Annotated in this window: 20 protein-coding genes; 8 read left to right on the forward strand and 12 right to left on the reverse strand. The window is 64.8% G+C overall.

The annotated features are described in order from the left end of the window. Positions 1-190 precede the first annotated feature (190 nt). Both ACNJYA_RS20500 and ACNJYA_RS20505 read left to right on the forward strand, forming a co-directional pair. Positions 191-1,699, forward strand: a complete 1,509-nt coding sequence (locus ACNJYA_RS20500; protein WP_439400627.1) for a DEAD/DEAH box helicase — start codon at positions 191-193, stop codon at positions 1,697-1,699. Positions 1,700-1,865: 166 nt separating this feature from the next. After that, complete coding sequence (locus ACNJYA_RS20505) at positions 1,866-2,933, forward strand: GGDEF domain-containing protein (RefSeq protein WP_172788695.1); 1,068 nt, start codon at positions 1,866-1,868, stop codon at positions 2,931-2,933. 88 nt (positions 2,934-3,021) lie between these two features. Here the strand turns inward: ACNJYA_RS20505 and ACNJYA_RS20510 are convergent, their stop codons facing one another. From ACNJYA_RS20510 to ACNJYA_RS20550, 9 genes are all read right to left on the reverse strand, one after another. Further along, positions 3,022-3,441, reverse strand: a complete 420-nt coding sequence (locus tag ACNJYA_RS20510; RefSeq protein WP_439400628.1) for a TfoX/Sxy family protein — start codon at positions 3,439-3,441, stop codon at positions 3,022-3,024. 167 nt (positions 3,442-3,608) lie between these two features. Beyond that, complete coding sequence (locus ACNJYA_RS20515) at positions 3,609-4,010, reverse strand: HesB/IscA family protein (RefSeq protein WP_158671097.1); 402 nt, start codon at positions 4,008-4,010, stop codon at positions 3,609-3,611. 50 nt (positions 4,011-4,060) lie between these two features. Next, the gene (locus ACNJYA_RS20520) at positions 4,061-4,432 is read right to left on the reverse strand and encodes an SUF system Fe-S cluster assembly protein (protein ID WP_063683732.1); all 372 of its coding nucleotides are present in this window, start codon (positions 4,430-4,432) and stop codon (positions 4,061-4,063) included. Then, positions 4,429-5,676, reverse strand: a complete 1,248-nt coding sequence (locus ACNJYA_RS20525) for a cysteine desulfurase (protein WP_439400629.1) — start codon at positions 5,674-5,676, stop codon at positions 4,429-4,431. The genes ACNJYA_RS20520 and ACNJYA_RS20525 overlap by 4 nt, the downstream gene beginning before the upstream one ends. After that, positions 5,673-6,977 carry a Fe-S cluster assembly protein SufD gene (gene sufD / locus ACNJYA_RS20530; RefSeq protein ID WP_439400630.1) on the reverse strand — a complete coding sequence of 435 codons (1,305 nt, stop codon included), beginning with the start codon at positions 6,975-6,977 and terminating at the stop codon, positions 5,673-5,675. Before sufD ends, ACNJYA_RS20525 begins: the two co-directional genes overlap by 4 nt. A gap of 12 nt (positions 6,978-6,989) precedes the next feature. Next, positions 6,990-7,742 carry a Fe-S cluster assembly ATPase SufC gene (gene sufC, locus ACNJYA_RS20535; RefSeq protein ID WP_172788691.1) on the reverse strand — a complete coding sequence of 251 codons (753 nt, stop codon included), beginning with the start codon at positions 7,740-7,742 and terminating at the stop codon, positions 6,990-6,992. A gap of 67 nt (positions 7,743-7,809) precedes the next feature. Continuing rightward, a complete protein-coding gene (sufB, locus tag ACNJYA_RS20540; protein WP_172788690.1) occupies positions 7,810-9,306 on the reverse strand; it encodes a Fe-S cluster assembly protein SufB in 1,497 nt (498 codons plus the stop codon). Between the two features lie 113 nt (positions 9,307-9,419). Continuing rightward, positions 9,420-10,559, reverse strand: a complete 1,140-nt coding sequence (locus tag ACNJYA_RS20545; RefSeq protein ID WP_439400631.1) for a cysteine desulfurase family protein — start codon at positions 10,557-10,559, stop codon at positions 9,420-9,422. 52 nt (positions 10,560-10,611) lie between these two features. After that, the gene (locus ACNJYA_RS20550) at positions 10,612-11,802 is read right to left on the reverse strand and encodes an acyltransferase family protein (protein WP_439400632.1); all 1,191 of its coding nucleotides are present in this window, start codon (positions 11,800-11,802) and stop codon (positions 10,612-10,614) included. Between ACNJYA_RS20550 and ACNJYA_RS20555 the strand changes: the two genes are divergently transcribed. Together ACNJYA_RS20555 and ACNJYA_RS20560 are read left to right on the forward strand one after the other, a co-directional pair. Then, entirely contained in the window at positions 11,779-12,831 is a 1,053-nt protein-coding gene (locus tag ACNJYA_RS20555) for a LytTR family DNA-binding domain-containing protein (RefSeq protein ID WP_439400633.1), read from the forward strand. The genes ACNJYA_RS20550 and ACNJYA_RS20555 overlap by 24 nt on opposite strands. A 348-nt stretch (positions 12,832-13,179) precedes the next feature. Continuing rightward, complete coding sequence (locus ACNJYA_RS20560) at positions 13,180-13,827, forward strand: alpha/beta hydrolase (protein ID WP_025036034.1); 648 nt, start codon at positions 13,180-13,182, stop codon at positions 13,825-13,827. 10 nt (positions 13,828-13,837) lie between these two features. Here the strand turns inward: ACNJYA_RS20560 and ACNJYA_RS20565 are convergent, their stop codons facing one another. The 3 genes from ACNJYA_RS20565 to ACNJYA_RS20575 form a co-directional block, all read right to left on the reverse strand. Next, entirely contained in the window at positions 13,838-14,161 is a 324-nt protein-coding gene (locus ACNJYA_RS20565) for a DMT family transporter (protein ID WP_172788686.1), read from the reverse strand. Between the two features lie 4 nt (positions 14,162-14,165). Continuing rightward, positions 14,166-14,843 (reverse strand): glutathione S-transferase family protein, encoded by a 678-nt coding sequence (locus ACNJYA_RS20570; protein ID WP_439400634.1) that lies wholly within the window; start codon positions 14,841-14,843, stop codon positions 14,166-14,168. Positions 14,844-14,955: 112 nt separating this feature from the next. Further along, positions 14,956-16,059 (reverse strand): anhydro-N-acetylmuramic acid kinase, encoded by a 1,104-nt coding sequence (locus ACNJYA_RS20575; protein WP_439400635.1) that lies wholly within the window; start codon positions 16,057-16,059, stop codon positions 14,956-14,958. Positions 16,060-16,225: 166 nt separating this feature from the next. Here ACNJYA_RS20575 and tyrS point away from each other — a divergent pair, with 166 nt between their 5' ends. From tyrS to ACNJYA_RS20595, 4 genes are all read left to right on the forward strand, one after another. After that, entirely contained in the window at positions 16,226-17,479 is a 1,254-nt protein-coding gene (tyrS, locus tag ACNJYA_RS20580) for a tyrosine--tRNA ligase (protein WP_439400636.1), read from the forward strand. Positions 17,480-17,535: 56 nt separating this feature from the next. Next, positions 17,536-18,798: an MFS transporter gene (locus tag ACNJYA_RS20585; protein ID WP_439400637.1), complete on the forward strand. Its 1,263-nt coding sequence runs from the start codon at positions 17,536-17,538 to the stop codon at positions 18,796-18,798. A 221-nt stretch (positions 18,799-19,019) separates the two neighbouring features. Beyond that, positions 19,020-19,463: a DoxX family protein gene (locus tag ACNJYA_RS20590; RefSeq protein WP_172788704.1), complete on the forward strand. Its 444-nt coding sequence runs from the start codon at positions 19,020-19,022 to the stop codon at positions 19,461-19,463. A 359-nt stretch (positions 19,464-19,822) separates the two neighbouring features. Beyond that, positions 19,823-21,517 carry a methyl-accepting chemotaxis protein gene (locus ACNJYA_RS20595; protein WP_439400638.1) on the forward strand — a complete coding sequence of 565 codons (1,695 nt, stop codon included), beginning with the start codon at positions 19,823-19,825 and terminating at the stop codon, positions 21,515-21,517. The last annotated feature ends 32 nt before the right edge of the window (positions 21,518-21,549 follow it).

Raw genomic sequence — 21,549 nt, forward strand, 5'->3', positions numbered from 1 at the left:
CCATTGACTTTGGCCAATTCCCGCCTATGTTCCGGGTCGACGCGGCTCAGATCGAAGAGCGATTCCTGAGCCTTGCGCTTTGTTCGCGTGAGTCAGCACCCCCAGCTTCTTTGAGAGCGCGCCGTTTCGGGGTGGAACGCGACAGCCTTATTACCCTCGATTCCGAACGGCGGTTTCGACCAGAGGCTCAATGTCCTTTTCAGATCTCGGACTGTCCGAAAAAGTCCTCGCCGCAGTGGCGGCCACCGGTTACACCACCCCCACCCCCATTCAGGAACAGGCGATCCCCCACGTCCTCGCACGCAAGGACGTGCTCGGCATCGCCCAGACCGGCACCGGCAAGACCGCGGCCTTCGTGCTGCCGATGCTCACCATCCTCGAAAAGGGCCGCGCCCGGGCGCGCATGCCGCGCACGCTGATCCTCGAGCCGACCCGCGAGCTGGCGGCCCAAGTGAAGGAAAACTTCGACCGCTACGGCGCCGGCCAGAAACTCAACGTCGCCCTCCTGATCGGCGGCGTCTCGTTCGGCGACCAGGATGCCAAGCTGATGCGCGGCGTCGACGTGCTGATCGCCACCCCGGGCCGCCTGCTCGACCATACCGAGCGCGGCGGCCTCCTGCTCACCGGCGTCGAGCTGCTCGTCATCGACGAAGCCGACCGCATGCTGGACATGGGCTTCATCCCCGACATTGAGCGCATCTGCAAGCTCGTCCCCTTCACCCGGCAGACCCTGTTCTTCACCGCGACCATGCCGCCGGAAATCCGGCGCATCACCGAGGCCTTCCTGCACAATCCGCAGAAGGTCGAGGTCTCCAGGCCCGCCACGACCGCCGTCACCGTGACGCAGGCCCAAGTGCCCGTCGGCCGCGAGGCGCACGAGAAGCGCGAATTGCTCCGCCGCCTGCTGCGCGAGGCGAAAGACCTCAAGAACGCGATCATCTTCTGCAATCGCAAGCGCGAGGTCGCGATCGTTCACAAATCGCTGCAGAAGCACGGCTTCAGCGTCGGCGCCCTGCACGGCGACATGGACCAGCCGGCCCGCATGGCGGCACTCGACCAGTTCCGCAAGGGTGAGCTGCCCCTCCTCGTCGCCTCCGACGTCGCCGCCCGCGGCCTCGATATTCCCGAGGTCAGCCATGTCTTCAATTTCGACGTTCCCCACCACGCCGACGACTACGTCCACCGCATCGGCCGCACCGGCCGCGCCGGCCGAACCGGCACCGCGATCTCGATCGTGACACCGCTCGACCAGAAATCGATGGCGGCGATCGAGAAGCTGATCGGCCAGAGCATTCCGCGCGCCGAAGGCGACTATGACGTCCTCGCCGAAGCGGGCGAACAAGGCGAGCGTCCGCGCGAACAGCGCGGCCGCGAGCGTTCACGCGGCGGACGCGGCAAGCCACAGCGCGGCGAGCGGCGCGGTCATGACCGCGAACGAGGCCACGAGCCGCGCGAGGCACGTGGCGAGGCCCGGCCGGCTCCCGAGGCGAGGCCCGCACGCGAGGCACGGCCTTCGCGCGAAGCCAGGCAACCATCCGAGCCGCGCAATGGTGCGCGCCCGCAAGCGAATTCGTCGCATGTGCCCTCGATCGGCCGTCCCGAGCCGCGCCGCCAGCGCGAGGTCGATACCGAGCCGGGCGATCACTCGCATCTGCCGGCTTTTCTGCTACGGCCGGTCCGCTCCCCCGCCGGCGCCTGACGCGCGCCGGCACCACCTGATTTCGGTTGAAAATCCTCGCTTTGCAATTATTTGGATGCGCCCGTGAACGTATATTTACGGGGTGTTCACAATCGTCCGTTAGCCTACGAACATAATTTAAGCATTGCTGCGGTCGATGGCGCGTCGGCCGCTGTGGGGATGTTCCGTGATCAAGGTGCTCGACGAACACGAACGCACGATGGCGTTCGCCGAGGTGGCGCTCGGCCAGATCCGATCGCTGCGACAGACCGCAATTCCCCGCAATTACGAGATCTGGTACGTCTACGCGACCGGCTACAACGCACCGCTCAACAAGATCATCAATGAGACGCTGGCGCGCAGCGGCAAGCTGACCGAAGCCGATCTCGAGCAGATCTACGAGACCTATCTCTCCCACATCAAGACCACCGACCGCATCGACAAGGTCGGCGCGCGCGTCGTCGGCGAGATCGACGACGTGGTGAAGGTGCTCGGCGAGGCGCTCGGCATGACCGGGGCCTACGATACCAGCCTCTCGGGTGCGACCGAGAAACTGTCGTCGGCCGAGAGCCGCGACCAGATCAAGGCGATCGTCGAGACCCTGCTGCGCTCGACCAGCGAGATGCGCGAGGCCAACAAGGCGCTGGAAGACCGTCTCACGCTGTCGAAGAACGAGATCAGCAATCTCCAGCAGAGCCTGGAGGCGATCCGCGCCGAGAGCCTGACCGATCCGCTCACGGGCCTGGGAAATCGCAAATATTTCGACCGCATGATCGGCATGGCTGTGCAGAGCGCGCTCGCCTCGGGCGAGCCGCTGTCGCTGCTGCTGTTCGACATCGATCACTTCAAGTCGTTCAACGATTCCTACGGCCATCTCACCGGCGACCAGGTGCTGCGGCTCGTCGGCCTTTCGCTCAAGCAGACCATCAAGGGCCAGGACATCACCGCGCGCTACGGCGGCGAGGAATTTGCGGTGGTGCTGCCCAACACCGCGATGCGCCAGGCGCTCACGGTGGCCGATCACATCCGCCGCGCCGTGATGGCAAAGGAATTGAAGAAGAAATCGACCGGCGAGATCCTCGGCCGCGTCACCATCTCCGTCGGCGTTTCCATGCTGAGGGAGGGTGACGACACCGACGCGCTGATCGAGCGTGCGGACGCCTGCCTCTACGCCGCCAAGCGCAACGGCCGCAACCGCGTGATCTGCGAAGCCGATCCGGAATTCGCGATCGAGAGCCACAGCCGGGTGGCGTGACGTTCATCCTCGCATTTGTAGGGTGGGTTAGCGCAGCGTAACCCACCTCTTGTCTATCAAGATGGATGAAGTGGTGGGTTACGCTGCGCTAACCCACCCTACGCACCGTCTTCTTGGCAACCTTCTTCGGCACACCCTTCTTCGGCGCAACCTTCTTCGCCGCCGGCTTCTTCGCCTTCGGTCGTTTCTTCACCTTGGCGCGCTGCGCCGCGGCGAGCGCCGCCCTCGCCCATTGCGCCAGCTCTGCGGAATCATCGAACAGGCGCGCCGGCAGCTCCCAGTAGGAATTCACCACCACGGTCTTGGCGCGGGTCGAATACTGGAACGGCTTCGAGCCTTCGGCTTCGAAATCGGGAATGGTCGTCTCGTCGGCGCGGAAGAACAGGCCGGCGCGCAGTGACAGCGCGAAATTGACGCCGTCGGCGGAGATGCCGAAGCCCGAGAACATTTTTCGGATGGTGACCGGGCCGAAATCGGCGAACAGGTCGATCAGGAATTCGCGGTCCATCGGAGGCTACCCTGCGCAAGCAAGTGAGCCTTCATAGCATTTCCGTCATTGCGAGCGAAGCGAAGCAATCCAGACTTCCGCCGCGGAGGCAGTCTGGATTGCTTCGTCGCCAGCGCAAAATTGCTTCGCAATTTTGTCGCGGGCTCCTCGCAATGACGGTGGAGAGATTACCCGTCGATCTTGGCCGGCCGCAGCTCGACCGATTCGCCGCAGCCGCAGGCGGAGATCTGGTTGGGATTGTTGAAGACGAACTGGGCCTGCATCTTGTCGGCCTTGTAGTCCATCTCGGTGCCGAGCAGGAACAGCACGGCCTTGGGATCGACCAGGATCTTGACCCCCTTGTCCTCGACGACCTCGTCGGTCGGGCGGATCTCGTGGGCGTATTCGACCGTGTAGGACTGGCCGGCGCAGCCGCCGTTCTTGACGCCGACGCGCAGGCCCACGATCTCGGAATCGGCGCGCTGGGTCAGCTCGGTGATGCGCTGGGCAGCAGCGTCCGTCAGCCGCATCACCTGCGGGCGTGGCCGCCGCGGCTTCGGAGTGGAGGATGCTGGTGTCGCCTGGGTCATGTTGTCTATGTGGTCCCGTTGCGGAGCGAATTCAATGCGGGCCGAGGCCGTCACCACATGTTCAGCACGAGGCGCGCCTCGTCGCTCATGCGCTCGGGCGACCACGGCGGCTCCCAGACGACCTTGACATCGACCACGCCGACGCCGGGGACGCTGGCGACCGCGTTCTCGACCATGGTCGGCAGCTCGCCGGCGGCCGGGCAGTTCGGCGTCGTCAGCGTCATCTGGACGTCGACCGAGCGGTCGTCCTTGATCTCGACCTTGTAGATCAGGCCGAGCTCGTAAATGTCGGCCGGAATTTCCGGATCGAACACGGTCTTGAGCCCGGCGATGATCTCGGTGGTGAGACGCTCGGTCTCCTCCGGCGGCAGCGCCGAATGAGTCTCCATCGGATTGGCTTTGATTTCGGCCGTGTCACTCATGCGAACAAATCCCGCGCCTTCAGCAGCGCCTGTGCCAGATGATCGACTTCTTCCCGCGTATTATACATGCCGAACGAGGCCCGGCAGGTGGCCGTGACGTTGAACCGCTCTAAAAGCGGCATGACGCAATGGGTGCCGGCGCGCACCGCGATGCCCTGGCGGTCGATCACGGTGGCGACGTCGTGGGCATGCGCGCCCTTGAGCTCGAAGGAGATCACCGGGCCCTTGCCCCGCGCCGTGCCGATCAGCCGCAGCGAGTTGATCTCGCGCAGCTTCTCCTGGGCGTAGGCGGTGAGATCGGCCTCGTGGGCGGCGATGCGCTCCTTGCCGATCGAATTGACGTAGTCGATGGCGGCGCCAAGGCCGACGGCCTCGACGATCGCCGGCGTGCCGGCCTCGAACTTGTGCGGGGGATCGCCATAGGTGACGACCGCGCGTGAGACCTCGCGGATCATCTCGCCGCCGCCATTGAAGGGGCGCATCGCGACGAGGTGGTCGTACTTGGCCCAGAGCACGCCGATGCCGGTCGGGCCATAGACCTTGTGGCCGGTGAAGACGTAGAAGTCGCAGCCGATGTCCTGGACGTCGACGGGCAGATGCACCGCGCCCTGGCTGCCGTCGACCAGCACCGGAATGCCGCGGGCGTGGGCGATCCTGACGACGTCCTTGACCGGCACGATGGTGCCGAGCGCGTTCGACATCTGCGTGATCGCGACCAGCTTGGTCTTCGGGCTCAAGAGCTTCTCGAACTCGTCGATGAGGAAATTGCCCTCGTCGTCGACCGGCGCCCACTTGATCACCGCGCCCTGGCGCTCCCTCAGGAAGTGCCAGGGTACGATGTTGGAGTGGTGCTCCATGATGGAAATGACGATCTCGTCGCCTTCCCCGATATTGGGGGCACCCCAGGAGGACGCGACCAGGTTGATCGCCTCGGTCGCATTGCGGGTGAAGATCACTTCCTCGGTGCGCGCAGCGTTGATGAACTGCGCCACCTTGGCGCGGCCGCCCTCATAGGCTTCGGTCGCGGCATTGGCGAGGTAGTGCAGGCCGCGATGCACATTGGCGTATTCGGACGTATAGGCCTGCGTCATGCGGTCCAGCACGGCGCTCGGCTTCTGCGCCGAGGCGGCGTTGTCGAGATAGACGAGCGGTTTGCCGTAGACATGCATCGCGAGCGCCGGAAAATCCTGGCGCACGCGCGCAACGTCATAGGCTCCGTTCTTGACCGCCGGATGCGTGCTCATGACCGCCGCTCCAGCCAGCGCTCGGCGATGCCGATCACGTGCTCGCGCAAGGTATCATCGGCGATCTGCTCGATTGCCTCGCCGACGAAGGCCTGGATCAGCAGCGCCTGGGCCTGCTTCTCCGGCAGGCCGCGGGCCTTCAGATAGAACAGCAGGCTCTCGTCCAGCGCGCCGGCGGTCGCGCCGTGGCCACACGAGACGTCGTCGGCAAAGATTTCCAGCTCGGGCTTGTTGTCCGCTTCGGCCTCGTCCGACAGCAGCAGCGCCCGGGTCATCATCTTGCCGTCCGTCTTCTGCGCGTCGGGGCGGACGATGATGCGGCCCTGGAACACCGAATGGGCGCGGTCGTCGATCACGGCCCGGAATATCTCGCGGCTGACGCAGTTCGGCACGGCGTGGTCGACCACCAGCGTGGTGTCACCATGCTCGGTTTTCTTCAACAAGTTGACACCGTTGGCCGAGAGCTCACTGCCCTCGCCGGCCAGCGTGATGAAGCCCTGAAGACGGCTCACCGCGGCGCCCGTGGTCATGTTGAAGAAATTGAACTTCACATTGGCGCCGATGGTGACGAACTGCGAGGTGACGTTCACAGCGTCGGGCGCGTCGTCCATCAGGCGGATATGTGCGACGTCGGCGTTGTCGCCGACCGAGACGATGACGGCGTCGTTGACCTGGTAGGCCTTGGCTTCCGCCGCAACAAAAGTCTCGACGATGGTGACGCGAACGCCCTTCCCGACCGCGATCTGTGAGCGGGTGAACGCCGAGGTCGACGCGGCGGTCGCGATGTGGATGATCTGGATCGGCGCGGACAGCTGCGCGCCATCCGCAATCGACAACACGACGCCGTCGGTCGCCATTGCTGCGTTCAGCGCGATCACGGCATCGCTGGACGCGGTCTTGAGGAGACCGGCATCGTTGTCCAGCGTCTCGCGCAGCGTCTCGAAGCTCACTTCGGACGCGATCGCCTTCACGTCGGAAAGCTCGACTGCGAACACGCCGTCGACCAGCACCAGCTTGCGGGCGCCCGCGATGGCATGCGCCTTGACCGCGTCCGCGGCGCGCTTCAGCGCGGCGGAATCGGGCGCGGCTGCCAGCGGCAGCATCTCGCCGACCAGCGCGCGCAGGTCGGTGTATTTCCATTCCTCGATCCGGCGGTGCGGCAGGCCGAGACGCTCATAGGTCTCGAACGCCTCGCGGCGCACTGCTGCCACATCAGGCGAACCCGGCAAGCGGCCCTCGGCGCTGGCGAAGAGATCGCTCACCGCGCGGCCGCCCCCGGTCTTTGCCACAGCAACGTTCATCTTAAAAATTCCTTACGCGGCATCCTCGAACTGGGCGTAGCCGGAGGCTTCCAGCTCCAGCGCCAGATCCTTGCCGCCGCTCTTCACGACGCGGCCCCTCGACATCACGTGCACGAAATCAGGCACGATGTAGTTGAGCAGCCGCTGATAGTGGGTGATGACGACCATCGCACGCCCCGGCGAGCGCAGCGCATTGACGCCGTCGGCCGCGATCCGCAGCGCATCGATGTCGAGACCGGAATCCATCTCGTCGAGGATGCACAGGCTCGGCTCGAACAGCGCCATCTGCAGCACCTCGTTGCGCTTCTTCTCGCCGCCGGAGAAGCCGACGTTCACGCCGCGCTTGAGCATGTCCTGCGGAATGTTCAGCGACTTCGAGACTTCGCGGACCTTCTTCAGGAAGTCCGGCACCATCAGCTCGCTCTCGCCGCGCGCCTTGCGCTGCGCATTGAGCGCAGTGCGCAGGAAATTCATGGTGGTGACGCCGGGAATCTCGACCGGATATTGGAACGCCAGGAACACGCCCTTGGCGGCGCGCTCGTCCGGGTCCATCTCCAAGAGGTCCTCGCCCCTGAACAGGATCTGGCCGTCGGTGACCTCGTAGCCGGGCTTGCCGGCGATGACGTGCGAAAGCGTCGACTTACCGGAGCCGTTCGGCCCCATGATCGCGTGCACCTCGCCCTCGTTCACGGTCAGCGTCAGGCCGTGGAGGATCTCACGCTCCTCGACACGAACCTTGAGGTCTTTCACTTCAAGCAAAGCCATCTTGGTATCCAGTCTATTCAATTCAATTGATGTTGGTGCGCGAGGCGCGCGCCGCGAGGGTCGGCAATTAGCCGACCGACCCTTCGAGCGAGATCGAGATCAGCTTCTGCGCTTCCACCGCGAATTCCATCGGCAGCTGCTGCAGCACGTCCTTGACGAAGCCGTTGACGACGAGGCCGACCGCTTCTTCCTGGCTGAGCCCGCGCTGGATGCAGTAGAACAGCACGTCCTCGGAGATCTTCGAGGTCGTCGCCTCGTGCTCGAACGTTGCCGAGGAGTTCTTGGCCTCGATGTACGGCACGGTGTGCGCGCCGCATTTGTCGCCGATCAGCAGCGAATCGCAGGCGGTGAAGTTGCGCGCCCCGGTCGCTTTCCGATGCGCCGTGACGAGACCGCGATAGGTGTTCTGCGACTTGCCGGCGGCGATGCCCTTGGAGATGATGCGGCTCGACGTGTTCTTGCCGAGATGGATCATCTTGGTGCCCGAGTCGACCTGCTGGAAGCCGTTCGAGATCGCGATCGAGTAGAACTCGCCGCGGGAGTTATCGCCGCGCAAGATGCAGCTCGGATATTTCCAGGTGATCGCAGATCCGGTCTCGACCTGGGTCCAGGAAATCTTGGAATTGGCGCCGCGGCAGTCGCCACGCTTGGTGACGAAATTGTAGATGCCGCCCTTGCCTTCCGAATTGCCGGGATACCAGTTCTGCACCGTCGAATATTTGATCTCGGCATCGTCGAGCGCGACGAGCTCGACCACGGCGGCATGCAGCTGGTTCTCGTCGCGCTGCGGCGCGGTGCAGCCTTCGAGATAGGAGACGTAGGAGCCCTTGTCGGCGATGATCAGCGTGCGCTCGAACTGGCCGGTGTTGCGCTCGTTGATGCGGAAATAGGTCGACAGCTCCATCGGGCAGCGCACGCCCGGCGGCACGTAGACGAACGAGCCGTCGGAGAACACCGCCGAGTTCAGCGTCGCATAGAAATTGTCCGAGGTCGGAACCACCGAACCCAGATATTTCTGCACCAGCTCAGGATGCTCGCGGATCGCCTCGGAGATCGGCATGAAGATCACGCCGGCCTTCTTCAGCTCGGCCTTGAACGTGGTCGCAACCGAGACCGAGTCGAACACCGCGTCGACCGCGATCTTGCGGCGGGCGGGATCCTCTTCACCGGGCTTGGGTTCGACGCCTTCGAGCATGGCGACTTCCCGCAAGGGGATGCCGAGCTTCTCGTAGGTCTTCAGGATCTCCGGATCGATCTCGTCCAGTGACGAGACCGTCTTCTTCGGCTTCGGCGCCGCGTAGTAATAGAGGTCCTGGAAGTCGATCTTGGGATAGTCGACGCGGGCCCAGGTCGGCTCGGTCATGGTCAGCCAGCGCCGATAGGCCTCCAGCCGCCACTGCAGCATCCAGGCGGGTTCGTTCTTTTTCTGCGAGATGAATTTTACGATCTCTTCCGATAGCCCCTTCGGGGCCTTCTCGGTGTCGATCAGGGTCTCAAACCCATAACGATACTGGTCGACGTCGATGCGCTTCACGCGCTCGACCGTCTCTTGTACGGCTGGCATTCCATCCTCCGCTCGCGGTTTCAAGGACCGCGGTGGATCAAACTCGGACGAGTATTACGATATTTCTCCGCGCAAAGCACGGGCTTAGAACCGTTCAAGCCGTGTTTCGTCGCTCATCTCTTAAGTAGGGTATTACCAAGCTTTCGCCAAGCCTCTAACGCCCGATTGATGTCCTCCGGTTCCGTGGACCAGCCCAGACTGAGACGCACCGCTCCCTGGGCCACCGCGGGATCATAGCCCATCGCCGACAGGACGTGAGACGGCTGGACCTTTCCGGAGGAGCAGGCGGAGCCGGAGGACATCGCGATTCCCTCCAGATCGAAGCCGATCACGGCGGTTTCGGCCTTCAAGCCCGGCGCGGTGAAAAGGACGGTATTTGGCAACCGCGCCACCTCTGTCGCAAAGACTGTCGTCCCGGGTACGTCACCAAGGCCATTTTCCAAACGATCTCTGAGGCTTGCCATGCGCTTCACATCCTCCGGCAGAGCCTGAAGCGCAGCCTTTACCGCGGCCCCGAAGCCGGCGATCCCGGCAATATTCTCGGTTCCGGCCCGACGGTTGAGCTCCTGCCCGCCGCCCCGCAGCACCGGCTCGAGGCCGCTTATCCCCTCGGTCAGCGCCAGGGCGCCGACCCCCTTGGGACCGCCGATCTTGTGCGCAGAAAAGGTGGCAAGGTCTGCGCCTACCGAGTTGATATCGAACGGTATTTTGCCCAGTGCCTGGATCGCGTCGACATGCAGGAGGCCGCCGGCCTCGTGGACGATGCTCGCAGCCTCCGTGACGGGCTGAACGGCGCCCGTCTCGTTGTTGGCGGCCATGATCGAGACCAGGGCTGGCGGGCCGTCCTTCAGCTGCCGCTTCAACTGATCGAGGTCGACCACGCCGGAGCGCCTGACCTGGATCAGGCCGATCTTGTCCGCCGGGAACCGGCCGCCGGCCAGCACCGAGGCGTGCTCAACCGCCGAGACCAGCAGCCGCGCGACAGGTCCGCCGGGCGGACCCCGCAAGCCCGGCGAGAGCGCCAGCGCATTGGCCTCGGTTCCAGCTGAGGTGAAGACGACGTTGCGCGGCTGCGCCCCCACCGCGGCCGCAAGCGTCGCGCGAGCTTCTTCGACCAGCCGCCGCGCCTCCCGCCCCTCGGCATGGACCGAGGAGGGATTGCCGACCAGGTCGAAGGCCGCAACCATCGCCGCCCGCGCCTCGGCGCGCAGCGGCGTGGTCGCATTCCAGTCGAGATAGACACGGTTCGGCATCTCGCCCTCTTAGCACCTTTTGTCGTCCGGCCAATCGGAGCGTGGGCACTCGTCAGGCCGGCTGCTGTTCCACCCTTCGCACCGTTCGCGGCATCGCCCGCAATCCGAACAGCGGCCGCAGCCAGGCAACGCGCCGGACAATTTCATAGGTCGCCACACATGTGAGCGCGGTCCCAGCGATGACAATCAGCGCTTCGGTCCCGGCCGGCAGACCGCTGTCGCGCAATTGATGAGCGATCACGATGATCGCGGTCTGGTGCACGATGTAGTACGGGAAGATCGCGTCGGTGAGATAGCGCCGCGCCGGGCTGTCGGCGGTGAGATGGCGCCGCGCAACCCCCAGAACGGCGGCGATCGCGAGCCATTGATAGCAACCATAGGCCGAGGCCGCGGCCCACTTCAGCGCAGGCGACGGCGCAAACAGGCCCGCGCGTACCAGGATGAAGGCAGAGAAGCAGGCGACGGCCGCCAGCAGGGCCACGAAGCGCTGACGCTCCAGTTCGCGCCAGATTCCCTCCTGCCGGGCCAGCAGGAAACCGATCAGGAAGGCCGTCGCGTGATCCGCGTGGTTATACCAGTCGCCGAACAGCGCGTGCGTCGACGGGAAAGCCGGGAACAGCACCAGGCGCCAGGCCGCAAACAGCAGGCAGGGCCCGATCAGCAGCCATGGCCCGGCGAGCATGCCAGCAAGCTTACGGCCAATCCAGTCAGCTCCCGCCGGCCACAGCGCGAGCACGCCGATCAAGGCCATCGTGTAGACCCAGAGATAAACCACGAACCAGAGATGGTTCCAGGTCGGCAACACGATGCACGGGTTCGGACAGAACTGCGGGCCGAAGGCAAAGTAGTGCCTGGTGTAGAAATCGAGGAAGCCGGCGGGATAGCCGAGGCTTTCGACGATCTGGAGATAGGCCTGCGGCGGCACGATCACGAGCATCCCGAAGATCAGCGGGATCAGGAGCCGCGCCGATCGCGCAGCCGCGAGCGAGGCCAGGCTGGACTTGCCGAGCATGAAGCGGGTGGCAACCCCGGACACCAGGAACAGCAGCGACAGCCGCCAGGGGTTGAGGAATAGCATCACCGGTTCCAGCCAGGTTAGCCGGTGCGCGCTCTTGATGTGGAATCCCCAGGACACGTAGAGCATGCCGACGTGGTAGAAGATCAAGAGCCCGAAGGCTAAAATCCGCACCCAGTCCAGGTCGATACGTCTTTCCGAGCTTTGGAATTGCTGTGGTGTTGTCATGGTTTTCTGCTCCTTGACGGGACGACGAACGCGGTTTTGGGGCCAGGGCTGACATCGAAAATGGCTGACACCGAAAATGCTCCGCCTGCGGCGCGCGTCGAGCCGGTTTGGGATCAGAATCGGACGCGAGGGGATGAGCCGCCGGCAGCTGGGACGAGTCGCGGGTCTTTTGGGATCAGCGGCGGCGACCGGATGATGTTCGCAGCGATTGCGGCCGTCGCGCTCGCGATCGGAATCGTCAATGCGTTTTCCGGCGCGCAGGACGCGGCCTGGCGTGGCGACAGCTACGACATCGGCCGTCGGCTGTTCTGGGAGATGTCGAGCATCGCCGTCATCCTGCTGTTGCTGCCGATCCTGATCTTGGCGGTCCGCCGCATGCGCCGGACACCGGGCCTCGCTGCACAGGCGGCAATCGGGGCGATCGCCCTGCTCGGCTTCTCCACCCTCCACATCACCGGCATGGTCTGGGTGCGAAAGCTCGCGCTATGGCTCGCCGGCGGCGCCTACGATTTCCGTTTCTCGCTCGCGACGGTCCTGTACGAATTCCGGAAAGACGCCGTGGCCGTTGTCCTGATCGGCGCCACGATCTGGCTGCTCGAAAGCCGGCGTGAGCTGAAGAGGGCCGCGATCGCTTCGTCAGCGCCGCCCGCCCCGCAGCCCCCGTCTCCCGATCTGATCTGGCTGCGTGACGGCACCAGCCGCATTCGCGTGGTGCCGCGCGACATCCTCTGGGTGGCGTCCGCCGGCAACTACATCGAATACAGCCTCGCCGACGGCACCCAGCATCTCATCCGGGGCACGCTGGCGGCGGCGGAAAGCGAGCTGGCGCGCTTTTCCATCGTTCGCGTTCATCGGACCAAGCTTGCCAATCTCGACCGGGTGCGCGGCGTGGACCTCAAGCCGTCAGGAGATTTCGAGCTTGCCTTCGACAACGGCCAGACCCTCGGCGGCAGCCGGCGTTACCGGTCGACCGTCGCCGCGCTCGGAAGCCGAACCGCCCCGGCGGGAAGCGCCACCGGCGATCAATAAACAATCGTGATTCCAATCGGTTGAGCGCTGCCCTCCGGCGCAGCGGGCAACCCCTGCCGGCTCCGGTTGATTCAGGCAGGTCCCTGATCCTGGGAGGCGGGCCGGAGATGACAGCACAATGACCGGCTAAGCTGTTGAGCTGATTGAGAGATGTCGAAGAAGCTTGCTTTTTGACCCTGGCCTCGTGTTAGAAGCGCGCGTCAGTTCACCCGCGCGCCACTCGCGCATCATCCGAGGGCGCGCCTCTCCACCTTTCATCCGTGCTCTCGTCGGCGGCAACGCTGCGACAGCCACAATCGGACGATTGCGCAGGGATCACCTCCAAGGGACTTAAATCAGAGATCATCGATGCCTGAAGTCATTTTCACCGGCCCTGCCGGCCGCCTCGAGGGCCGCTATCACCCGGCCAAGCAGAAGAACGCGCCGATCGCGATGATCCTGCATCCGCATCCGCAGTTCCACGGCACGATGAACCATCAGATCGTGTACCAGTGCTACTACGCCTTCGCGCATCGCGGATTCTCGGTGCTGCGCTTCAATTTCCGCGGCGTCGGCCGCAGCCAGGGCTCGTTCGACCATGGCACCGGCGAATTGTCGGATGCAGCCGCCGCGCTCGACTGGGCGCAGACCATCAATCCCGAGGCGCGCGCCTGCTGGGTCGCCGGCTTCTCCTTCGGCGCCTGGATCGGCATGCAGCTCCTGATGCGCCGCCCCGAGGTCGAGGGCTTCATCTCGATCGCGCCGCCGGCCAACCTCTACGACTTCTCGTTCCTCGCGCCTTGCCCGTCCTCAGGCCTGATCGTTCACGGCGAGAAGGACGCGGTGGTGCCGCCCAAGGACGTCAACACGCTGGTCGAGAAGCTGAAGACGCAGAAGGGCATCGTGATCGACCAGCAGATCATCCCCGGCGCCAACCACTTCTTCGACTCCAAGCTCGAGCCGCTGATGGAAACCATCACGGCCTATCTCGACATGCGCCTCGCCAACGTGCGGTGAAGGCTGCGGCTCAAGCGAGCTTGAGCGCGACGATCCCCATCAAGACGAGCGCGATGCCGGCAAGCTTCATCGCGCTCAAGGTCTCGCCGAACAATACGACGCCCATGATGAAGGTGCCGGCCGCACCGATGCCGGTCCAAACCGAATAGGCGACGCCGACCTCGAGCACCTTCAAGGCGCGTCCGAGCAGGAATACGAAAGCAGCGAGCAGCACGAGCGAAACAACGCTCCAGCCTGTCCGCGTGTAGCCTTCCGCGTACTTCATCGAGATCGCCCAGCCGACATCGAGCGCGCCGGCGATCACCAGCAACAGCCAGGCCAGGGATTGCGACATGCGCTCAGGCCGCGAGCTTGAGCAGATGCGCGTCGTGGCGAACGAGGAAGGCGCGCAAGAGTTGCGGATAGTCCGCGCCAACCGCGCTGCGCACGCTCGGACGCTTTGCGAGCTCGGCGCGCCAGGCGCGCACCTTCGGCACATCGCGGAAGATGCCGTGCTCGGTCAATTCGTCGAACAGATCGAAATAGCGGAAGACCGGCGCGATCACGGCATCGACGAGACTAAAGGCGTCACCGGCAAAGAACGGCCCCGCGCCGAGCGCGGCCTCGACACGCGCGAACTTTGCGACCAGCGCCTGGCGCTTGCTTTCGAACGTCGCCGCGTCGGTCGTCGTTTCCAGGCCCCAGAGGTCGCCGAGGATCGCCGAGCCGAACTCCATCCAGGCACGGTGCTCGGCCCGCTGCAACGGATCCGCCGGATGCAGCCTGCTGCCTGCTTGCGTCTCCTCGATGTACTCGCAGATCACGTTGCTTTCGAACAGCGCGACCTCGCCCCTCTCGGTCGTCACCACCAGCACCGGCACCTTGCCGAGCGGCGATAGCTTCAAGAACCAGTCCGGCTTGTTGGCGAGATCGATGTCGATCCGCTCGAACGGCACGCCCTTCTCCTTCAGCGCGATCACCGCGCGCTGCACATAGGGACAAAGCTTGTGGCTGATCAGTTTCAGTGAAGCGGTCATGGCAACGATCCCGGCGGTTAGATGCAACTGCATCAAATATAAATGCAGCTGCATCTACCCGTCAAGGTCAATGCATTTGCATCAACCGGGCGTGATCGTCAGGCAGTAATCTTCAGGGCCTGGCAATCACCCCGCCCGTCATCGGCATCGGCACGCCCGTGGTTGCGGGATAGGACAGTGGCAGGCCTTTCATGCCGCGGACGGCGAGAAAGCCGAAGGCCTGCGCTTCGATGGCGTCCGACGCCCAGCCGAGCGTTTCGGCCGCCTCGACCGTCGCCGAGCCCACCCGCTCCCGCAGCATCCGCAGCATGGTGAGGTTGCGGGCGCCGCCGCCGCAGACGATCCAGCTCCGCGGCCGGCGCGGCAACAGCGGAATGACACGGGCGATCGCGGCGGCGGTAAAGGCGGTCAGCGTCGCCGCGCCGTCGGCCGGCGCCACCTCGCCGAGCCGCAGGACCGCAAAATCGTTGCGGTCGAGCGATTTCGGCGGGGGGCTTGCGAAGAACGGCAGCTCCAGCGCCCGCGCGATCCAGGCTTCATCCACCTTGCCGAGCGCGGCGAACTTTCCTTCCGCATCGAACGCCTGGTTCATGGTGCGGTACATGAAATCGTCCAGCAACGCGTTCCCGGGGCCGGTGTCGCAGGCGATCAGCGTATCGTTGCCGTCGATATAGGTGATGTTGGAGACGCCGCCGACATTGACCACGACGATCGGCCCTTCGCGCTCCAGCGAATGGGCGAGCGCGCGGTGGTAGACCGGCACGAGCGGCGCGCCCTGCCCGCCCGCCTCGACGTCGGCGGCGCGGAAGTCGTGCATCACGGGAATGTGGATGGCCCTTGCCAGCGCCGGCGCGTCGCCAATCTGCACGGTCAGCCGTCTTTCGGGCCGATGCAGCACGGTCTGGCCGTGAAAGCCGACAATGTCGATGTCCTCCGCCCTCATCCGGTTCTGGGCGAGGAAGGCCGCAACCACCTCGGCATGGGCCTGCGTTACCGCACGCTCGGCATCGCCCAGAATGCCCGGGCGGGCGTCGCGTTGCTGAAGATGCACGGCCTCGCTCAGCGCCTGGCGCAGCAGGTTGCGCTCGGCCGGGCCGTAGGGCCGGTAACCGGATGGCCCGAATGCCTTCACCTGCTTTCCGTCGGTTTCGATCAGCGCGACATCCACCCCGTCCAGCGAGGTGCCGCTCATCAAACCGAGTGCCGTCAACATCATGGACCAGCGTCCTCAAGAAACCCGCCCTGGCATGCCGATCTTGTGCCAGAGGGACACATCTTATAATGCCAACGCGCCAAGTGGCGGGCGGCCAATCGGGTTCCCGCGGAAGACCCATAAATTGCCCCCAAAACGGTAAACCAAGAATTGTCAGGTACGCCGACAGATGACTGCATTTAAATCGGATTTCCTCAACACCCTGCAGGAACGTGGATTCATCCACCAGTGCTCCGATTTCGAGGGGCTGGACGCGCTCGCCGCCAAGGGCGAGGCCACGGCCTATGTCGGCTACGATTGCACCGCCCGCTCGCTGCACATCGGCAACTATCTGACCATGATGATGCTCTACTGGCTGCAGCAGTCCGGCAACAAGCCGATCACGCTGATGGGCGGCGGCACCACCATGGTGGGCGATCCCTCCGGCAAGGACGAGACGCGCGCGATCCGCACCATTGCCGACATCGAGGCCAACAAGGAATCGATCCGCGGCGTGTTCGCCAAAGTGCTGCGCTACGGCGAGGGCAAGAGCGACGCCGTCATGCTCGACAATGCGGAATGGCTGACCAAGCTGAACTGGATCGAGATGCTGCGCGACGTCGGCCGGCACTTCTCGGTCAACCGCATGCTGACCATGGATTCCGTGCGGCTGCGCCTCGAGCGCGAGCAGGAGATGAGCTTCATCGAGTTCAACTACATGGTCTGCCAGGCCTACGACTTCGTCGAGCTGGCCAAGCGCACCGGCTGCCGCCTCCAGATGGGCGGCTCGGACCAATGGGGCAACATCATCATGGGCGTCGATCTCGGCCGCCGCATGGGCACGCACCAGCTGTTCGCGCTGACGACGCCGCTGCTGACGACCGCCTCGGGCGCGAAGATGGGCAAGACCGCGCAAGGCGCGGTGTGGCTCAACGCCGACCAGTTCAGCCCGTACGACTTCTGGCAGTACTGGCGCAACACCGAGGACGCCGACGTCGGCAAGTTCCTGAAACTGTTCACGACGCTGCCGATGGCCGAGATCAAGAAGCTCGAGGCGCTTGGCGGCTCGGAGATCAACGAGGCGAAGAAGGTGCTCGCGACAGAAGCGACCGCGCTGCTGCACGGCCGCGACGCCGCGCGCGAAGCCGCGGAGACCGCGCGCCGCACCTTCGAGGAAGGTGCGCTCGCCGAAAGCCTGCCGACCGTGGAAATTCCGCGCGGCGAGCTCGACGCCGGCCTGGGCGTGCTCAACGCCTTCGTCAAGGCAGGCCTCGTCGGCTCCAACGGCGAAGCGCGGCGCCAGATCAAAGGCGGCGGCCTGCGCGTCAATGATGCGCCCGTCACCGACGAGAAGATGGCGCTGTCGGCAGGCAATCTGACGCCGGAAGGCGTGATCAAGCTGTCCTTCGGCAAGAAGAAGCACGTGCTCATCAAGCCTGCATAGGCGTATGAGCTTTTCACTGCTTGTCAGGGCGCACAGATGCGCGCTCCCTGACGGCAATGAAACAATACACGCCCAGGGAAGCGAGCAAGGATACGCACCGTGACGGCGTCGCGGCGACACCGCAAGGCGTCGCGCTCACCGTGCTCGCACTCTGCTTCACGCTGGCCGTGCTGGGCCGCGGGCTCGGCGACAGTTTTACGGTATTCCTGAAGCCGATCTCGGAAAGCTTTGGCTGGGACCGCGCGCAGATCGTCTCGGTCTATTCACTCACCTGGCTTGCGAGCGGCCTTACCGCCCCCTTCGTCGGACGCCTGTTCGATCATTCCGGACCGCGCATTGTCTATGCGCTCGGCCTTTTGCTGCTCGGCGCCGCCTTCCTGATCGCGGCGCACGCGCAGCGCCTGTGGCAGTTCCAGCTCTCGATCGGCCTCTGCGTCGGCGTCGGTATCGCCTTCATCGGCATCGTGCCGAACTCGATCCTGCTCGGCCGCTGGTTCGGGCCGCGCCTGCCGACCGCGATGTCGGTGGTGTATTCGGCGATGGGCGGCGGCGTGCTGGTGCTGCTGCCGGCCTCGCAGCTGCTGATCGATCACATCGGCTGGCGCGGCACCTACCAGCTGTTCGGCTTCGCCGCCTTGGGCCTCCTGGTCCCGCTACTGCTGCTGCCGTGGCGGCTGTTCGCCGCGGGCTCGCCGCATGTCGTGAAGAAGACCGATCCTGATTTCGTCGACAACGGCTGGACGCTGCTCCGCGCGATGCGTCACCACGCCTTCTGGGCGCTGTTCTCGACGTTCTTCTTCACCGCCGTCGGCATGTACGCGATCGCCGCGCAGATCGTGGCGTATCTGATCGATGCCGGCTTCCCCCCGCTCCAGGCCGCGACCGCCTGGGGTTTTTCCGGCGTCGTGCTGGTGTTCGGCATGCTCGGTGTGTCTGCGCTCGACGGCCTGATCGGGCGAAGGCCGTCCGTGCTCTTGAGCTACGCGATCTCGATCCTCGGCATCGCCCTGCTCTGGCTGCTGCAATATTCCCCGAACATGCTGCTGCTCACCGGTTTCATCGTCTGCTTCGGCAGCATGATGGGCTCGCGCGGCCCGCTGATCAGCGCGACCGCGATGCGGATCTTCCAGGGCAAGCGCGTGGGCACCATCTACGGCACGATCTCGATCGGCAGCGGCCTCGGCTCGGCGTTCGGCTCCTGGAGCGGCGGCCTGATCCATGACGCGACGCACGGCTACAACGCCCTGCTCGCCTTCGCACTTGCGAGCGTGATCCTCGGAATGATTCCATTCCTAATCGTGCCCGCCTTGCGGCGCTAGGTATCTCAGGGGTAACCTGATCGCATTCGTGTCACCGGAAAATTACGGGTGGGACCGGCACGAATACGCGCAAAAAATGCGGATCACACGCGGCCGAAACCCCGGCCTGCGGTGTTATGTCCGACATGACGAAAATGTCAGCGCAGAATCAATCTTGGGTGGCTTGCGAGGAGGAACCGAATGCGGTCCAAGTCGCTGCATTGGATGGAGGGCAAACCAAAATGGACTTTTCTTTTCTCTCTCGCTTTCAACCGGTTCTGCTGAGCCTGTTTCGCTTCATCACCGGCCTCTTGCTGTTCCAGTACGGCATTGCCAAGCTGTTCAAGTTCCCGGCTGTGCCGATGTTCGCGAAGGTCGAACTGATGTCGCTCTACGGCGCGGCCGGCACGATCGAACTGGTGGTTGGCGGGCTGTTGATGATCGGCCTGTTCACGCGCCTCTCCGCTTTCATCCTCTCGGGTGAAATGGCCTTCGCCTACTTCATGGGGCACATGTTCAGGGGCGATGCGCCGGTGTTCCTGCCGCTGCTCAATGGCGGTACCGCAGCGATCCTGTTCTGCTTCGCCTGCCTCTACCTGTCGGCAGCCGGTGGCGGGCCGATCAGCGTCGATGCCGCGATGGGCAAGGAGAGCGGCGCAGCCGGCGGCGCGTTCGCGCGGCGCTGAGGCGCCTCCAGATCACTTCGCAAGCAGGACGGCACCGGCGGGCCCGCCGGTGCCGTTTCAACGCGTCCCCAGCACGTTCCACATGAGAACCAGGGCCGCGACGAGCAGCACGGACATGATGATGCGATGAACGAATCGATTCATTGCGCGTTCGGCTCCACTCCATAGCCACCAAAATCCAAGATCGATTCCCTTCCTCAGATGGGCTGGAGCCCGCTGGCAGAGCAATTTGCCTGCACCATTGCGCACGCGCCTGCGAACGCTGTCCGCGCGGCAGGCCGTCGCATGCCTCCATTCATGATTGGTAAGAACTTCATGCTACCGGTGCGAGCAATAACAACCATTCCGTAGGGGCTGTGATGAAGCTGCTCAGTCATCTGAAGATCCGCACCAAGCTTGCCAGCATGGTCTGCCTTGCGGCGCTCACCGTCACAGCCATCATCGGCGTATCGGCCGTGCTCAGCAAGAGCCGCATGATGGAGGACCGCGTCCAGCAGATGCGGACCGCCGTCGAGCTCCTCTACAACTACGCCCAAGCGCTTCAGGACGAGGTGACCGCCGGCAAGCTGACGGCGACCGAGGCCAAGAGCCTGTTCCACCAGCGCGGCCGCCGCATGAACTTCAACGGCAACCAGGGCTATCCGGTGGTCTACAACCAGGACGGCTCGCTCGTAATGAACGGCGCCAATCAGCAGCTCGAAGGCAAGATCACCGGCGCCAAGGATTCCAACGGCGTTCTGATCGCCGACGCCATCATCAAGGCCGGCAACGAGACCGCCCAGGGCGGCGTCACCTCCTATCTCTATCCCCGTCCGGGCCAGACCGAGCCGCTCCGCAAAACCGTGTTCGCGCGCAAATTCGCGCCCTGGAACGTGACCATCAGCTACGGCCTCTATGTCGACGACATCGACGCCGACGTGCGCGCCTTGACGCTGGAGCTCGCTGCGGTCGGCGTCGGCCTGATGCTGCTGATGGCGGCGCTGTCCTGGCTGATCGCGCGCGACGTGCTCGGCGCGCTCGATCGTCAGAAGAACCGCATGCAGGCGATTTCCGAAGGCGCCATCGACAAGCCGGTCGAGGAAACCGACCGCGGCGACGAGATCGGCCGCATGGCCGAGACGCTCGAAGTCCTCAGGCAGACCGCGCTCACGGCCCGCACGCTCGAGGCCGAGCAGGTCGCGGCCAAGGCTCGCAGCGAGCAGGAGAAGCGCGAGGCCCTGATCGCGCTTGCCGACCGCTTCGATGCCTCCGTCGGCCAGCTCGTCGGCCTGATGGCCTCCGGCTCCGGTGAATTGGAGACCACCGCCAAGTCGATGTCGTCCACCGCCGAAGGCACCAACCGCCGCGCCGCATTGGTCGGCTCGGCCGCCAATGAGGCCAGCCAGCGCGTCCAGACCGTCGCCTCCGCCGCCGAGGAGCTCTCCTCCTCGATCACCGAGATCAGCCGGCAGGTCGCGCAATCCGCCGAGGTCACCGGCCGCGCGGTGGACAGCGCCCGCCGCACCGACACCATCGTGCGCGCGCTGTCGGACGGCGCCCAGCAGATCGAGCACGTCGCCGAGCTGATCTCCAACATCGCGGCGCAAACCAACCTGCTCGCGCTCAACGCCACCATCGAGGCGGCCCGTGCCGGCGAAGCCGGCCGCGGCTTTGCCGTCGTCGCCTCCGAGGTGAAGTCGCTGGCGAGCCAGACTGCGGAAGCCACCCGCGAGATCGGCGACAAGATCGCCCAGATCCAGGGCGCGACCAAGGAAGCGGTCGATGCGATCGGCGGCATCACCGCCACCATCGAGGAGGTCAGCCGCATCGCCACCTCGATCGGCGCAGCGATCGAGGAGCAAGGCGCCGCCACCGCCGAGATCGCCCGCAGCGTCTCGCAGACCGCGGAGGCGACCAAGGAGGTCACCACCAATATCGGCGGTGTCAGCACGGCGGCGAACGAGACCGGCAACGCCGCCGGCATGGTGCTCACGGCAGCCAGCAACCTGTCCAAGCAGGCCGAGCAGCTCTCCGGCGAAGTCGGAACGTTCCTGAAGGGCGTGCGCGCGGCGTAACACGCCGCTTGAGAGTCGAGACGTTCGGCGCA

The sequence above is a fragment of the Bradyrhizobium sp. BLXBL-01 genome (genome assembly GCF_051853025.1).
In the GTDB taxonomy this organism is placed as follows: domain Bacteria; phylum Pseudomonadota; class Alphaproteobacteria; order Rhizobiales; family Xanthobacteraceae; genus Bradyrhizobium.

Excerpts from the sequence above, each read along its gene's own strand:
- ACNJYA_RS20500 (WP_439400627.1), top strand. The coding sequence starts at position 191 with ATGTCCTTTTCAGATCTCGGACTGTCCGAAAAAGTCCTCGCCGCAGTG.
- ACNJYA_RS20510 (WP_439400628.1), bottom strand. The coding sequence starts at position 3,441 with ATGGACCGCGAATTCCTGATCGACCTGTTCGCCGATTTCGGCCCGGTC.
- ACNJYA_RS20515 (WP_158671097.1), bottom strand. The coding sequence starts at position 4,010 with ATGACCCAGGCGACACCAGCATCCTCCACTCCGAAGCCGCGGCGGCCA.
- ACNJYA_RS20520 (WP_063683732.1), bottom strand. The coding sequence starts at position 4,432 with ATGAGTGACACGGCCGAAATCAAAGCCAATCCGATGGAGACTCATTCG.
- ACNJYA_RS20525 (WP_439400629.1), bottom strand. The coding sequence starts at position 5,676 with ATGAGCACGCATCCGGCGGTCAAGAACGGAGCCTATGACGTTGCGCGC.
- sufD (WP_439400630.1), bottom strand. The coding sequence starts at position 6,977 with ATGAACGTTGCTGTGGCAAAGACCGGGGGCGGCCGCGCGGTGAGCGAT.
- sufC (WP_172788691.1), bottom strand. The coding sequence starts at position 7,742 with ATGGCTTTGCTTGAAGTGAAAGACCTCAAGGTTCGTGTCGAGGAGCGT.
- sufB (WP_172788690.1), bottom strand. The coding sequence starts at position 9,306 with ATGCCAGCCGTACAAGAGACGGTCGAGCGCGTGAAGCGCATCGACGTC.
- ACNJYA_RS20545 (WP_439400631.1), bottom strand. The coding sequence starts at position 10,559 with ATGCCGAACCGTGTCTATCTCGACTGGAATGCGACCACGCCGCTGCGC.
- ACNJYA_RS20550 (WP_439400632.1), bottom strand. The coding sequence starts at position 11,802 with ATGACAACACCACAGCAATTCCAAAGCTCGGAAAGACGTATCGACCTG.
- ACNJYA_RS20560 (WP_025036034.1), top strand. The coding sequence starts at position 13,180 with ATGCCTGAAGTCATTTTCACCGGCCCTGCCGGCCGCCTCGAGGGCCGC.
- ACNJYA_RS20565 (WP_172788686.1), bottom strand. The coding sequence starts at position 14,161 with ATGTCGCAATCCCTGGCCTGGCTGTTGCTGGTGATCGCCGGCGCGCTC.
- ACNJYA_RS20570 (WP_439400634.1), bottom strand. The coding sequence starts at position 14,843 with ATGACCGCTTCACTGAAACTGATCAGCCACAAGCTTTGTCCCTATGTG.
- ACNJYA_RS20575 (WP_439400635.1), bottom strand. The coding sequence starts at position 16,059 with ATGATGTTGACGGCACTCGGTTTGATGAGCGGCACCTCGCTGGACGGG.
- tyrS (WP_439400636.1), top strand. The coding sequence starts at position 16,226 with ATGACTGCATTTAAATCGGATTTCCTCAACACCCTGCAGGAACGTGGA.
- ACNJYA_RS20585 (WP_439400637.1), top strand. The coding sequence starts at position 17,536 with ATGAAACAATACACGCCCAGGGAAGCGAGCAAGGATACGCACCGTGAC.
- ACNJYA_RS20590 (WP_172788704.1), top strand. The coding sequence starts at position 19,020 with ATGGACTTTTCTTTTCTCTCTCGCTTTCAACCGGTTCTGCTGAGCCTG.
- ACNJYA_RS20595 (WP_439400638.1), top strand. The coding sequence starts at position 19,823 with ATGAAGCTGCTCAGTCATCTGAAGATCCGCACCAAGCTTGCCAGCATG.